The organism is Methylobacterium sp. HMF5984 (assembly GCF_045033435.1).
Taxonomy (GTDB): domain Bacteria; phylum Pseudomonadota; class Alphaproteobacteria; order Rhizobiales; family Beijerinckiaceae; genus Methylobacterium.
In genome coordinates this window covers 2786981-2800530 of sequence record NZ_JBJFLN010000001.1, presented here as the reverse complement: position 1 = coordinate 2800530, position 13550 = coordinate 2786981, and the positions used below count along the sequence as shown (strand labels likewise).

Genomic DNA, 13550 nt, shown 5'->3' with positions numbered 1-13550 from the left:
GCGGACATGAACGCGTCGGCCCCCGCGGTCGAGCTCACCGACCTCAAGGTCGGCTTCGGCAAGGTCGAGGTGGTCGACGGGGTCGACCTGCGGCTCGAGCGCGGCCAGGCCATGGCGCTGATCGGCGAGTCGGGCTCGGGCAAGAGCGTGACGCTGCGCGCGATCCTGCGCCTCTTCCCGGAAGGGCGCAGCCGCACGCGGGGCGGAATCTCGGTGGCGGGTCGCGACGTGCTCGCGCTGTCGAAGCGCGAGCTGGCGGATTTCCGCGGGCACGTCGCCTCGATGATCTTCCAGGAGCCGCTGCTCGCCTTCGACCCGGTCTACACCGTCGGCCGCCAGATCACGGAAGCGATCCGCCGCCACGAAAAGATCGATGCGGCGGGAGCCCGGCAGCGGGCGCTCGCGCTGTTCGAGCGCGTCCGCATCCCGAGCCCGGAGCGGCGCCTCGACGCCTACCCGCACGAGATGTCCGGCGGGATGCGCCAGCGCGCGATGATCGCGCTGGCGCTCGCCTGCCGGCCGCAGGTGCTGCTTGCCGACGAGCCGACCACGGCGCTCGACGCCACGGTGCAGATCCAGATCCTGCTTCTGCTGCGCGAGCTGCAGCGCGATCTCGGCCTGTCAATCATCCTGGTGACGCACGACCTCGGCGCCGCCGTCGAGGTCGCCGACCGGATCTCGGTGATGTATGCCGGCCGCATCGTCGAGACCGGCACCGCGCACCAGGTCGTGCTCGATCCGCACCATCCCTACACGATCGGCCTGCTGCGCAGCCGCGCGGAGGGGGCGCTGGCCAAAGGCGCGCGGCTCCAGACGATCCCGGGGAGCCCGCCGGACCTCGCCAACCGCCCGGCCGGATGCCCGTTCGCCCCGCGCTGCTTCCTCGCGATCGACAAGTGCCGCGAGACGCCGCCCTCGCTCAGCGTCGGCGACGGGCACCTCGCCGCCTGCTGGCGCACGGAGGAGGCGTCGGCCGCCTACCGCGCCGGGCCGCAGCCGGTGAGGGCCGAGGCGGCGGCCTAAGGGGGAAACGCGGACGATCGGCCCGATCAGGCCTTCTTCCGGCCGGAGGGACCAGACTCGGCGTCCTGCGAAGGCGGAAACGGCTGACCGGCTGCGACGGCGACCCCTCGGTCCGATCCCGTCCGCCGATAAATCCCCGCCTCACGCGCCGTATCGGCTTCCACATGCGGACCTGCGCCTGGATCATCCACGATGCGGGCCAGCACGTCATGCATGCGGGTCTGCCAACCGGGACCGGTCGCCTTGTAGGCATCGAGCACACGGCGATCGATCCGAAGCGTGAGTTGCACCTTGGGCGACGCGGCCCGCGGGCGTCCGCCGCGGTTTCTCGGAAGCGCGGCGTAGATATCCGGAGGCAGCTCGCGAGCCGGTCTCAACGCGGCGAGTTCCACGTCCGTCAGGTCGGGGTTGTCGGAGACCTCATCCCAATCCGCCTGGGAAAATGCCGGCGCGTCTGTCTTGCGATCCGAGACGATCATGGACGGCCCTTTCCTTCGGATTGGCGTAGCGCAAACTCACCAGGGCGATGGCTTCCGCCCCCAATGGCGAGACGATCACGACGACGACCAACCGGTCCCGCCATCGACCGATGATCTTGTAGCGGATGCGGCCGGTGCGGCTCGGCTGCACGGGCAGGTAGACGGCATCCTCGCCATCGAAAGCGGTCTCGAACTCGGCGGAGTCGAGCCCATGCTTGAGCAGGTTCGCCTGCCGCTTCGCCTCGTCCCAGACCGCCGTCACGGGTTTATGTAACTCCGAAAACCATGAGGGACAATCCGGTCGGCTCGTTGGTGCCGCATCGGTCGCTTGTCGAACCTTCTAAAGCCGGATTCGGGATGACAGCACAGGCGCGCGGTGCGGATGGCAAGGCGCGGGCCACGTCGCCTCATCCCCCGCCGGCGGCCCACAGGGTCGTCGCCAGGCGCGTCACCGCCGGCGCGATGGCGCGCTCGGGCACGGCGGCGTAGCCGAGCAGCAGGCCCGGCTCGGCCGTCATCGGGTCGGCATGGTAGGCCGAGAGCGCCACGGCCGCGATGCCGGCCTGCGCCAGGGCGGCGACGGCCGCGGCGTCGCCGAGCCGGGGCGGCCAGTCCGGACCGGGGCGGGCGACCAGGTGCATCCCGCCCTCCAGCGGCGCGACGTCGAGCAGGCCCGCGGCCCGGTCGCGGGCGGCGTCGAGCAGGGCGGCCTGCCGCCCGGCATGGAGCTTCCGCGTCCGGCGCAGGTGGCGTCCGAGATGGCCCTCGTCGATGAAGCGGGCGAGCGCGCCCTGGCCGAGGCCGGAGGGCGCCGGCCCGGTCTCCGCGAGCGCCCGCTGGACCGGGCCGGCGAGCCCCTGCGGCAGCACGAGGTAGCTCAGCTGCAGCGCCGGCAGCAGCACCTTGGAGAAGCTGCCGGCGTAGATCACCCGTCCGGTCCGGTCGAGGGCGCGCAGCGGCGGCAGCGGCCGGCCGGCATAGCGGTACGTGCCGCCGTAATCGTCCTCGACGATCCAGGCGCTTGTGGCCTCGGCCCAGGCGAGCAGCGCCAGCCGGTTCTCGAGGCTCATGGCGTGGCCCAGCGGATAGTGATGCGCCGGGGTCACCACGGCGAGGCGCGCGCCCATGGCGGCGCCGGCCCGGTCGATCGCGAGGCCGCCCGGCCCGACCGGGACGGGGGCGGGGCGCAGGCCGGCCTCCGCCAGCGCCGACGCGATGCCGGGAAACCCCGGATCCTCGACCAGAGCCGTCTCGCCCGGATCGAGCAGCAGCTGGGCGAGTAGCCGCAGGCTCTGGCGGATGCCCGCCGTCACGATCACCTCGTCGGCCGTGCAGGCGACGCCGCGGGTGGCGGCGAGGTAGGCCGCGGTGGCGGCGCGCAGGCGCGGGTCGCCGAGGGGTTGGGGCGGCGGGGCGCCGTCGCGCCACTCGGTCTGGAGCAGGCGCCCGAAGGTCGCGAACGGGAACGCGTCGGCGGCCGGCCGCCCGAGGGCGAAGGCATCCGGCGCGACCGGCGCGGAGAACCACGCCCGCGCCGACGACGCCATCAGGGCCGTCCCGCGCCGCGACAGCACGGGCGGTGCCGGGAAGGACCCGGCGGCCTCGGGCGGGCTCGCGACGGCGAGGGTGTCGTCGGGGAGGATGGCGGCCACGCGGGTGCCGGAGCCCCCGCGCGCCGTCAGGTAGCCTTCGGCGACCAGCTGCTCCAGCGCGGCCAGCACGGTGCCGCGGGCGCATCCGAGATCCTCGGCCAGCGCCCGCGAGCCGGGGAGGCGGGCGCCGCGGGCGATCCGGCGTTCCAGGATCGCCCGGCGAAGCGCGTAGCCGATGCGCGCCTGCAGCGGCAGCGCCCCGCCGGGCGCGAGATCGAGCACGAGGGGGAGGGCGCTCGCGTCCCCGGGAGGGCTCGTCCCCGCCGTTTCCCTCTCCGGGTCCTTGCGCACGAAGTGGTCCAGTCGCTTGCGTGAAACCGGATCTTTTGCCTGGACCGGAGATCGGTCAAGCACGGGCCTCCACCGGTCCGGAGCGCCGCGATGTACCAGCCACCGCATTTCCGAGAGGACGACCTCGGGGCGCAGCATGCCCTGATCCGCGCCCATCCCCTCGGGCTCCTGGTCACCGCCGGTCCGGGGGGCCTGATGGCGAACCCGATCCCGTTCCTGATCGACGGCGCGGCGTCCGAACGGGGGACGCTGCGCGCGCACTTGGCGCGGGCCAACCCGCAATGGCGCGAGCTGGCGCAGGTCGCGGAATGCCTCGTGGTGTTCCAGGGTCCCCAGGGCTACGTCACCCCGTCCTGGTACGCGACCAAGCGCGAGACCGGGAAGGTGGTGCCGACCTGGAACTACGCCACCGTCCACGCCTGGGGTCGGCCGCTTGTGGTCGACGACCCCGACTGGCTCCGCCGCCAGATCGCCGAACTCACCGACCAGCGCGAGGCGTCGCGGCCCGAGCCCTGGTCGGTGGACGACGCGCCCAAACCCTTCACCGACGCGCAGGTGAAGGGCATCGTCGGGATCGAGATCCCGGTCGCGCGCATCGCCGGCAAGTGGAAGCTCAGCCAGAACCGGCCGGAGGCCGACCGCGCCGGCGTGGTCGCGGGTTTTCGCGCGGCGGGCGGCCGGGAGGATATGGCGGCGGACATGTCAGCACACATGGCCGACCTGGTGCAGGAACGGAGCGGACGATGAGCGCACGCGAGAACAGCTTCGGCCAGCCGATCGGGCCGGCCCTGCCCGACTGGCGCCCGCGCCCGCTGCCGCCGCGGGAGGCGATGCAGGGACGCACCTGCCGGGTCGAGCCGCTCGATGCGGAGCGCCATGGCGCCGACCTGTTCTCGGCCTTCTCCGCGGCGCCGGACCGGCGGGGCTGGACCTATCTCGGCAACACCCTGCCGGAGACGGAGGGGGCCTACCGGGCCGAGCTGGCGGCGATGGCGGCCGGCGCCGACCCGCTGTTCCACGCGGTCGTCGATGCCGGCACCGGCCGGGCGGTCGGGATCGCGTCGTACCTGCGCATCGATCCGGCCAACGGCGTCATCGAGGTCGGGCACCTGCACTTCTCGGCCCTGCTGGCGCGGCGGCCCGCCGCGACCGAGGCCATGGCCCTGATGATGGCCCGCGCCTTCGACGAGCTCGGATACCGCCGCTACGAGTGGAAGTGCGACGCCCTCAACGCGCCCTCGCGCGCGGCGGCCCTGCGCTACGGCTTCACCTTCGAGGGCGTCTTCCGCAACGCCGTCGTGGTGAAGGGCCGCTCGCGCGACACCGCCTGGTTCTCGGTCACCGACGCCGAGTGGCCCCGGGTGAGGGCGGCGTTCGGGGCCTGGCTCGCCCCCGGCAACTTTTTCGAAGACGGGCGGCAGCGGCGATCCCTCGCCGATCTGCGAGCGGGCTGATCCCGGCTCAGCCCCCCGCGCGGGCCGCCTTGACGAAGGCGGCGATGCGGTCGGGATCCTTCACGCCCGGGCCCGCCTCGACGCCTGAGGAGACGTCGACCGCGGTGGCGCCGGTGCGGGCGAGCGCCGCGGCGACGCTGACCGCGTCGAGGCCGCCCGACAGCATCCAGCCGGCGGGAAGGTCCGCCCCGGCGAGCAGATCCCAATCGAAGGCGCGGCCGTTGCCGCCGGGCAGCGCGGCTCCGGGCGGCGGCTTGGCGTCGAGGAGCAGGCGGTCGGCGACGGCGTAGGCCGCGATCCGATCGAGGTCGGCGCGGGTCGCGACGCCGATGGCCTTCATCACCGGGCGGCCGGCGAGGCGGCGGATTTCGCCGACGCGCTCCGGGGTCTCGGAGCCGTGCAGCTGGATCAGGTCGGGATCGATCGCCTCCATCGCGGCGGCGAGCGCGGCATCGTCCGGATCGACCAGCAGCACGACGCGCTCGGCCCTGCCGCGGGCCTGCTCGGAGAGGGCGCGGGCCGTGTCGAGGCCGACATGGCGCGGGCTCTTTTCGAACCGCACGAGGCCGATCCAGTCGGCCCCGGATTCCAGCGCGGCGGCCAGCGTCTCGGGCGTGCTCAGGCCGCAGATCTTGACGCGAATTGACATGGCCCGAGAACCGGAATCGCGCGTCAGCGCGGGGCCGGCAGCGCGGTCCGCCCCGGCAGCGTCAGGGCGGTGCCGGGCTCCGGCGGGGCGTAGGCCTTCAGCCGCTCGGTCTCGCCTTCGAGCCGGCGGATCTCGCGGCCGCGGTGGCGGACCTGGCGGCGCGCCTTGCCCTGCCCGAGCCAGGCGAAGATGCCGCCGACGACGATGCCGAGCGCCACGGCGCCGAACAGGATCGCGTAGAGGGGCAGCGTCACGCTGAACACCGGATCGGGCGAGAACGGATCGAGCGAGAGGCGGACGGGATCGCGGTTGGCGACCGCGAGCAGGATCACCAGGACCGCGATGGGCAGCAGCACCAGACTCTTGAGGAAGCGGACCATCGATCTCTCCGAACCGTTCTTAACCGTGCTGCGGATGGCCCGAGGGGCCATCCGCGATCCGCCGCACCGGCGGCGACGCGGCCGCCCGGCATCCCGCGGCGCCCTACTCGGCCGCGGACTGGCTCTCGCCGATCCCGGCCGCGTTGAGGCGCAGGCGCATCTCCTTGCCGGTCTTGAACACGGGGATGGCCTTTTCCGACACGGCAACGGCCGCACCCGTGCGCGGGTTGCGCCCGCGGCGCGCATCCCGGCGCTTCACCGAGAACGCGCCGAAGCCGCGCAGCTCGACCCGGTCGCCCCGTGCCAGCGCGTCGGCGATCGTGTCGAGGATCGCGTTGACCAGCGTCTCGACGTCCCGCTGGTAGAGGTGCGGGTTCTGCTCGGCGATCTTGAGGACGAGCTCCGACTTGATCATGGCGTCTGGTCTTCTCGAAGTTCCGGGGCGCGAATCCTGATGGATCGCACCGATCAGGGCGCGGCGGACGGGCTCGGGCGCCACAGCACGAGCATGCCGCCCCGGGTGACGGCCCCCGCCTCGGCCCCGGCCTCGGCCAACCGGGCGGACAGGCCGTCGAGCCCGAGGAGGTCGGCACCGAGGCCGAGCGCCGAGAACAGGCCGAAGCCCTGGCCGGAAGCCGGCTTCCAGTCGGTCACCGGCAGGTTCTTGGGCACCTTGCGCGCGCTCTCGAGCCAGGCGATCGCCTGCCGCTCGCTGCCGAGCTCGTCCACGAGCTTCAGCGGCACGCTCTGGCGGCCGCTGAACACCCGGCCGTCGGAGACCGTGGCGACCTGGGCGCCGTCCATCCCGCGCCGCTCGGCCACGAGGTTCTTGAACCAGGCGTAGGTGTCGCCGACCACCGCCGCGAGGGCGGCGCGCGCCTCCGGCGAGGTCGGGGTGAAGCCCGACGGCTCGGCCTTGAGCGGCGAGGACTTCACCGATTCGACCTTCACGCCGACCTTGTCGAGCAGCCCCGACACGTCCGGATACTGGAACAGCACGCCGATCGAGCCGACGAGCGAGGTCTCGCGCGCGACGATGTGGTCGGCGGCGATCGCGGTGATGTAGGCGCCCGAGGCCGCGGTGCCGTCGACGAAGGCGACGATCGGCTTCTTCTCGGCCAGCGCCCGCAGGTTGCGGAACAGCTCCTCGGAGCCGGTGGTGGTGCCGCCCGGCGAGTTGATCGAGACCACCACGCCCTCGACGGCGGCGGATTCGCCGACCCGCTTCATCAGCTTGGCGGTGGCCTCGCTGCCGGAGATGAAGCCCGAGATCGAGATGCGGGCGATCTGCGGCTTCACCGCACCGAACAGCCCGCCCTCCGTTCCGGCGCGGACCCGCAGGCCGACCGCGCCGACGGCGACGACGAGGCCGCCGATGCCGACGACGCGCCACAGGGACAGCTTGCGGCGCAGCCGCCGCCGGTCGATCAGGAGTTCGGCGTCGGCTGCCATGCGATGGTCTGCTCCCTCACGGTCCCAGCCGCGCGGGCCGGCCGGTTCTCAGCCCACCCGCAGACCGATGCCCGGGGCAGGGCGCACGAGGCTCACGTGCCGCGACGCGGTCCGCACCTTAGGCAGCGGTACAGACCAAGTCCTTGGCAGGCTTGAGCTCGTGGGCGCCGGGCGGTTGCCCGCGAGCGGTGTTCTAGCCCTGCCGGACACGGACCGGCAAGGGGCGCAGGGGGCCAAAACCGCATCGCCTTGCGGTTGCGCCGCGCCTGTCATGGGGCGCCGGATCGTCTTGCCCCGCCAAACGAAAGGCCCGCGCCGGACGGGTGTCCGGCGCGGGCCTTCGATCGACCGGGACCTGACGGCCGCCCGGATGGACCGGGCGGCCGGCCTGGACCGGACTACTTCTCCTCGACGTCGTCGCTGGTGCGGGCCTTCTTGAAGGCTGCACCGAGGATGTCGCCGAGCGAGGCACCCGAATCGGCGGAGCCGAACTGGGCCATCGCCTCCTTCTCCTCGGCGACTTCCAGCGCCTTGATCGACAGCTGGACGCGGCGCGCCTTACGGTCGAACTGGATGACGCGGGCGTCGAACTTCTCGCCGGCGGCGAAGCGCTCGGGGCGCTGGTCGCCACGGTCGCGGGCGAGCTCTGCGCGGCGGATGAAGGTCGACATGTCGGTGTCGACGATCTTCACCTCGATGCCCGAATCCTTCACCTCGACGACCTCGCAGGTGACGATCTGGCCCTTCTTGACGTCGCCGGCCTCCGCGAAGGGGTCGCCGCCGATCTGCTTGATGCCGAGCGAGATGCGCTCCTTCTCGACGTCGACGTCGAGAACCTGCGCCTTGACCATGTCGCCCTTCTTGAACTCCTCGATCACCTGCTCGCCGGGACGGTTCCAGTCGAGGTCCGACAGGTGGACCATGCCGTCGACGTCGCCTTCCAGGCCGATGAACAGGCCGAACTCGGTCTTGTTCTTGACCTCGCCCTCGACCTCGGACCCGACGGGATGCTTCTCGTTGAAGGCCTCCCACGGGTTCTGCAGGGTCTGCTTGAGGCCGAGCGAGATGCGGCGCTTGACCGGATCGACCTCGAGGATCTGCACTTCCACTTCCTGCGAGGTGGAGACGATCTTCCCGGGGTGGACGTTCTTCTTGGTCCAGCTCATCTCGGAGACGTGGATCAGACCCTCGATCCCCGGCTCGAGCTCCACGAAGGCGCCGTAGTCGGTGATGTTGGTGACGCGGCCCTTGAGCTTGGCGTCGACCGGATAGCGCTGGGCGATGCCCTCCCACGGATCGGCGAGCAGCTGCTTGATGCCGAGCGAGATGCGGTGGGTCTCGTGGTTGATCTTGATGATCTTGACCTTGACCGTCTGGCCGATGGTCACGACCTCGGACGGATGGTTCACGCGGCGCCACGCCATGTCGGTGACGTGGAGCAGGCCGTCGATGCCGCCCAGATCCACGAACGCACCGTACTCGGTGATGTTCTTGACGACGCCGTCAATGACCTGACCCTCCTCAAGGTTGGCCACCAGCTCGGAGCGCTGCTCGGCGCGGCTCTCCTCGAGGACGGTGCGGCGCGAGACGACGATGTTGCCGCGGCGGCGATCCATCTTGAGGATCTGGAACGGCTGCGGGGTGCCGAGCAGCGGGGTCACGTCGCGCACCGGGCGGATGTCGACCTGGGAGCGCGGCAGGAACGCCACGGCGCCGTCGAGGTCGACGGTGTAGCCGCCCTTGACCTGGTTGAAGATCGTGCCGGAGACGCGCTCGTTGGCCTCGAAGGCCTTCTCGAGCTTGACCCACGACTCCTCGCGGCGCGCCTTGTCGCGCGAGATGACGGCCTCGCCGAGCGCGTTCTCGATGCGGTCGACGTAGACCTCAACCTCGTCGCCGACGGCGAGCTCGCCCTCGCGGCCGGGGCCGTTGAATTCCTTGAGGGCGACGCGACCCTCGGTCTTGGCGCCGATGTCGATGACCGCGACGTCCTTCTCGATCGCGACGACGCGACCCTTGACGACGGAGCCTTCGGTGATCTCGTGTTGGAGGAACGATTCCTCGAGCAGCGCCGCGAAGTCGTCGCGGTAGGCGTCGCGCTGCAGAGCGGTACCAGCAGTCATTCTGTCTCCTGAACGGGCTCCCTCAAGGGATGCCCTCACGTCGGCGGCTCGTGTTGCGAACGCCCCCGTTGCCGCTGCCGCTCCGGATGGGGGAGCGACCGATCCGAAAATGGGATCGGCTTGCCGACGCGTTCGTACGGTGTCCGAGGGCGGTCGTCCCGGGGCGGCGCGGCGCAACACGAGAACACGCGCGTGCGGTCGGCCCGGAAGGACGCCGGCTCTCTACAGCAACGGGCCCTGAAGTTCAACAGAAACGGATGTCGGCACGAAAATGGGCCCGCTTCCTTCGAAGCAGGCCCACGCCTTCGGTCCGGAGACTTGAGCCCCCCGAGTACGATCTAGTCTTCGTCGTCGTCCGCCGGGCGGACGCCCTTGAGCTTGGCGAAGACCGAATCGGCGTTGATCCGCTCCTCGCGGCCGCCGTGGCGGTGCTCGTCGGCCTCGGGCGCCTCGTCGCGGGTGGAGACCTCGGTCGGCAGGAGCGAGGCTCCCGAATCGGCGGCGAGCGCGGCCGGCCGGTCCTTGGCGGCGCGCTGGACCTCGAAGTCGAGGTCGATCTGGGTGCACAGGCCGAGCGTCACCGGGTCCATCGGCTGCAGCGAGCCGGAATTCCAGTGCGAGCGCTCGCGGATCTGCTGGATCGTCGACTTGGTGGTGCCCACGAGCCGGATCACCTGCGCGTCCTTCAGCTCGGGGTGGTTGCGCAGCAGCCAGAGGATCGCGTTCGGGCGGTCCTGACGGCGCGACAGCGGGGTGTAGCGCGGCCCCTTGGTGGTGCGCTTGACCTCGGGCAGCTTCACCTTCGAGACCGCGACCTTGAGCTTGTAGGCCGGCGACTTCTGCGCCTTCTCGATCTCGTCGCGGGTGAGCTGGCCCGCGGTGATCGGATCGAAGCCCTTGATCCCGGCGGCGACCTCGCCGTCGGCGATGCCCTTCACCTCCAGCGGGTGCAGCTTGCAGAAATCGGCGATCTGCTCGAAGGCGAGCGAGGTGTTCTCGACCAGCCAGACGGCGGTCGCCTTGGGCATCAGCGGACCCTGGGTCATGTTTCGCACGGGCTCCAAAACCGACGCGTGGACGGACGGGGCCGGGCATCGGTCCGCAGGCTCCGGACCGCTCGATCCGAAAGTCCCGTCTCACGCATTCAAAAGGGGAATGACCTTGTATACGCGGGGCCGCCGGAGGGCGCAATCGACTCGACGGCCTGCGACCGGGCGATCGTCGGGCGGCGCCGGGTCGAAGAACCGGCCCCGGCCCTCCGGTCCGTCCGTGTCGGGCGAAGGGTTTCGGGGCGTTCGACCGTGGCCGGGCAAGCAACGCGAGGGGACATTACCCTGAATTGTAGTAATTCGGCGTCGAAAATATCGGGGTTCCGCCGGAAAACTTGACTTCACGTCGTTCTCATGACGTACCGCCCGCGATGCCCGTCCCCCTCCGCACCGTCCTGTTCCGCCTGCACTGGGCGCTCGGCCTCACCGCCGGTCTCGTCCTCGCCGTGGTCGGCGTCACCGGCGCGATGATGAGCTACGAGGAGGCCATCGTCGATCTCGCCAATGCCGACCGTGCGCGGATCGCGGTCCTGGACCGGCCGCATCTCGGCCCGGAGGCGCTGGTCGCGCGACTCGGCGCGCAGCGCCCGGGCCTCAGGGTGAGCACGCTGACGATCGCCGGCGACCCGGCGATCGTCCCCCGCGTGCGCTTCGCCGACGACACGTCCGGCGCGCGGCCGCCCTCGGTCTACCTCGATCCCTACGACGGCACGCTGCGCGGCGAGATCCGCGGCGAGGCGACCTTCGCGACGATCCGCGGCCTGCACCGGTGGCTGCTCCTGCCCGGGGAGGGCAGGGGCTGGGGTCGGACGATCACCGGGGCGGCGGCGGTGGCGCTGCTCGCGTTCCTCGCCACCGGCCTGTACCTGCGCTGGCCCAAGGTCCACGCTTGGCGGATCTGGCTGAGGCCGAGTCTGCGCCGGCCGGGGCGCCCGCGCTACTGGTCGCTCCACGCCGTCGCCGGCACCTGGCTGCTGCCGGTCTACGCCGTGATCGCGCTGACGGGGCTGTGGTGGTCCTACGAGCCGTACAGGTCGGCCGCGACCCGGCTCCTCACGGGCAAGGCGCCCGAGGCGCGCGCGGACCGCGCGGCCGGGCGCAAGGCGGGAGAGAGGCAAGGCGAGGCGAGCCCGGTCGGGAGCACCGAGAACCCGCTCGCCCTGGACAGGGCCTGGGCCGCGTTCCGGGCGGAGGAGGGCGCGTCGGCGGCGCTCGCGACCGTGACGCTGCCGGGGCGCGACGCGACGCGGATCCGCATCCGCTGGATCGCCGCGGCGTCCGACGCCCCGAAGGCGCGCAACGAATCGACCTTCGACGCCGCGACCGGCGCCCGCCTCTCGCGCGTGCGCTTCTCCGACGAGGCGCTCGGCCGGCAGATCGCCGAGTCCATGCTCGAGGTCCATCGCGGGCGCTTCTTCGGTGGGGTCTTCGCCCTGGTCTTCTGCCTCGCCGCGCTCATGATGCCGCTGCTCGCGATCACCGGCCTCGTGCTCTACGTCCTGCGCCGGCGTGCCGGGGCCGCGCGACGGTCGGCGCCGCGCGGCCCCGGTCTCGTCGCCGAACCGCGGCCTTGAGACGGGCCGGCGGAGGGAGTAGGTCTGAGGGCACCGGAGCCGTGCCCGGCATCGTGCCTTCGCGACCTTGCCTTCGGGGGCTGCCCTGGTTTCCGTGAGACCGCCGACCACGCTGCCGACGCCCGAGCCGGACCCCGCGGGCCCCCGCCCCCGCGTGAGCGCGCGCGGACGGCTGCGGACGTACTTCCTCACCGGCATCATCGTCGCGGGGCCGCTGGCGATCACCGCCTACATCACGTGGTGGATCATCACGCTGATCGACGGGTTCGTGAAGCCGCTGGTGCCGGCGAGCTACCTGCCGGACCATTACCTGCCGTTCTCGATCCCGGGGCTGGGCATGCTCATCGCCTTCGTGGCGGTGACCCTGCTCGGCTTCCTCACGGCGAACCTCGTCGGGCGCAGCGTGATCGAGTTCGGCGAGGTGCTGCTGGCGCGCACGCCCGTGATCTCGGGGCTCTACAAGGGCCTGCGGCAGATCTTCGAGACGCTGTTCTCCGCCAACGGAACCTCGTTCCGCACGGTCGGCCTCGTCGAGTTCCCGGTGAAGGGAACCTGGTCGGTGGTGTTCCTGTCGGCGCCGGCCGCGCCCGACGTCCAGGCGGCGCTTCCCGGCGGCAAGGGAGAAGCAGGGGAGGACGGCCGCAACGACTATGTCGGCGTGTTCCTGCCCTGCGCGCCGAACCCGACCACGGGGTTCTTCTTCTACCTGCCGCGCACCGACATCATCGAGGTCGGGATGAGCGTGGACGATGCGGCCAAGCTGGTGATGTCGGCCGGCGTCATCCAGCCGGACGATCCGCAGGCCCGGCTTCAGGCCATGGCCGCGACCTTGCGGACGGCGCAGGGGCTCGCGCCCGAGACGTCGCGGGAGACGCCGCCGGCAGGCGCCGCCCCGCGTCGCGAAACGGTCTGACTCAGGAGGCGCTGGCGGTGACGACGGTCTTCGGCGTCGCCGCGACACGGTTGCCGCTCATCCAGCCGGTCGAGGTCTCGGCGGCCAGCAGGAGCGCCAGGGCGAAGCAGAGGCCGTTGGCGGCGATCCAGAGGGGCCGCGCGGCCCGGCGAACCGCGATACCCACGTCGGAAGCCTGCTCGGAGGCGGCGTCGGAGATCGGCAGCAGCCAGGGCTCGTGAGCGAGGGACTGCCATCCCTCGGAAGACCCCGGCAGGCGTTGGAACGGTCCGGTCAGCATCGCTGTCCTCCATCTTTCCCGTGACGGCCTGAACGAATCAGCCTTTCGTTCAGGTTCAGTTAAGATTGAAACATGGCCACTGCAAGGCATGCTCGGCGACGTGGGCCTCTCAACCGCGTCCGGGCCGATCGCGTTCCCTCCCCGGATCGATGATTTGCTCGCGGCGCCGGGATGCGCGCCCCGCTCTGTATCGCCCGCCCCGATCGAAGCCATTGCGCCGGGCGCCCCGTC

At 71.7% G+C, this 13550-nt stretch carries 15 protein-coding genes; 5 read left to right on the top strand and 10 right to left on the bottom strand.

The window, feature by feature from the left end:
* The first annotated feature begins 6 nt into the window (after nt 1-6).
* The gene (locus ACFZ8E_RS13580; protein WP_243938530.1) at nt 7-1023 is read left to right on the top strand and encodes an ABC transporter ATP-binding protein; all 1017 of its coding nucleotides are present in this window, start codon (nt 7-9) and stop codon (nt 1021-1023) included.
* A gap of 26 nt (nt 1024-1049) precedes the next feature.
* Here ACFZ8E_RS13580 and ACFZ8E_RS13575 read toward each other — a convergent pair whose 3' ends face one another.
* The 3 genes from ACFZ8E_RS13575 to ACFZ8E_RS13565 all read right to left on the bottom strand — a co-directional run bounded on the left by ACFZ8E_RS13575 (nt 1050) and on the right by ACFZ8E_RS13565 (nt 3376).
* A complete protein-coding gene (locus ACFZ8E_RS13575) occupies nt 1050-1502 on the bottom strand; it encodes a BrnA antitoxin family protein (protein ID WP_405042970.1) in 453 nt (150 codons plus the stop codon).
* Complete coding sequence (locus tag ACFZ8E_RS13570; RefSeq protein ID WP_405042969.1) at nt 1444-1764, bottom strand: BrnT family toxin; 321 nt, start codon at nt 1762-1764, stop codon at nt 1444-1446. The genes ACFZ8E_RS13575 and ACFZ8E_RS13570 overlap by 59 nt, the downstream gene beginning before the upstream one ends.
* A 145-nt stretch (nt 1765-1909) precedes the next feature.
* Nucleotides 1910-3376 (bottom strand): PLP-dependent aminotransferase family protein, encoded by a 1467-nt coding sequence (locus tag ACFZ8E_RS13565; RefSeq protein WP_405042968.1) that lies wholly within the window; start codon nt 3374-3376, stop codon nt 1910-1912.
* Between the two features lie 159 nt (nt 3377-3535).
* Here ACFZ8E_RS13565 and ACFZ8E_RS13560 point away from each other — a divergent pair, with 159 nt between their 5' ends.
* Together ACFZ8E_RS13560 and ACFZ8E_RS13555 are read left to right on the top strand one after the other, a co-directional pair.
* A complete protein-coding gene (locus ACFZ8E_RS13560) occupies nt 3536-4192 on the top strand; it encodes an FMN-binding negative transcriptional regulator (protein WP_243938415.1) in 657 nt (218 codons plus the stop codon).
* Nucleotides 4189-4899 (top strand): GNAT family N-acetyltransferase, encoded by a 711-nt coding sequence (locus tag ACFZ8E_RS13555; RefSeq protein ID WP_405042967.1) that lies wholly within the window; start codon nt 4189-4191, stop codon nt 4897-4899. The genes ACFZ8E_RS13560 and ACFZ8E_RS13555 overlap by 4 nt, the downstream gene beginning before the upstream one ends.
* A 7-nt stretch (nt 4900-4906) precedes the next feature.
* Here ACFZ8E_RS13555 and ACFZ8E_RS13550 read toward each other — a convergent pair whose 3' ends face one another.
* The 6 genes from ACFZ8E_RS13550 to ACFZ8E_RS13525 all read right to left on the bottom strand — a co-directional run bounded on the left by ACFZ8E_RS13550 (nt 4907) and on the right by ACFZ8E_RS13525 (nt 10549).
* A complete protein-coding gene (locus tag ACFZ8E_RS13550) occupies nt 4907-5548 on the bottom strand; it encodes a phosphoribosylanthranilate isomerase (RefSeq protein WP_243985097.1) in 642 nt (213 codons plus the stop codon).
* A 23-nt stretch (nt 5549-5571) separates the two neighbouring features.
* A complete protein-coding gene (locus ACFZ8E_RS13545) occupies nt 5572-5928 on the bottom strand; it encodes a lipopolysaccharide assembly protein LapA domain-containing protein (protein WP_147842388.1) in 357 nt (118 codons plus the stop codon).
* Nucleotides 5929-6031: 103 nt separating this feature from the next.
* A complete protein-coding gene (ihfB, locus tag ACFZ8E_RS13540; RefSeq protein ID WP_147727600.1) occupies nt 6032-6343 on the bottom strand; it encodes an integration host factor subunit beta in 312 nt (103 codons plus the stop codon).
* A 53-nt stretch (nt 6344-6396) separates the two neighbouring features.
* Complete coding sequence (gene sppA, locus ACFZ8E_RS13535) at nt 6397-7380, bottom strand: signal peptide peptidase SppA (protein WP_147842387.1); 984 nt, start codon at nt 7378-7380, stop codon at nt 6397-6399.
* Between the two features lie 398 nt (nt 7381-7778).
* Nucleotides 7779-9503: a 30S ribosomal protein S1 gene (gene rpsA, locus ACFZ8E_RS13530; protein ID WP_147727602.1), complete on the bottom strand. Its 1725-nt coding sequence runs from the start codon at nt 9501-9503 to the stop codon at nt 7779-7781.
* A 338-nt stretch (nt 9504-9841) separates the two neighbouring features.
* A complete protein-coding gene (locus ACFZ8E_RS13525; protein WP_147727603.1) occupies nt 9842-10549 on the bottom strand; it encodes a DUF1013 domain-containing protein in 708 nt (235 codons plus the stop codon).
* A 374-nt stretch (nt 10550-10923) separates the two neighbouring features.
* Here ACFZ8E_RS13525 and ACFZ8E_RS13520 point away from each other — a divergent pair, with 374 nt between their 5' ends.
* Entirely contained in the window at nt 10924-12126 is a 1203-nt protein-coding gene (locus ACFZ8E_RS13520; protein ID WP_243938427.1) for a PepSY domain-containing protein, read from the top strand.
* A gap of 94 nt (nt 12127-12220) precedes the next feature.
* Complete coding sequence (locus ACFZ8E_RS13515) at nt 12221-13039, top strand: DUF502 domain-containing protein (protein ID WP_405042966.1); 819 nt, start codon at nt 12221-12223, stop codon at nt 13037-13039.
* A gap of 1 nt (nt 13040) precedes the next feature.
* Here the strand turns inward: ACFZ8E_RS13515 and ACFZ8E_RS13510 are convergent, their stop codons facing one another.
* Nucleotides 13041-13319 (bottom strand): hypothetical protein, encoded by a 279-nt coding sequence (locus tag ACFZ8E_RS13510; RefSeq protein WP_147728587.1) that lies wholly within the window; start codon nt 13317-13319, stop codon nt 13041-13043.
* Nucleotides 13320-13550: the final 231 nt, after the last annotated feature.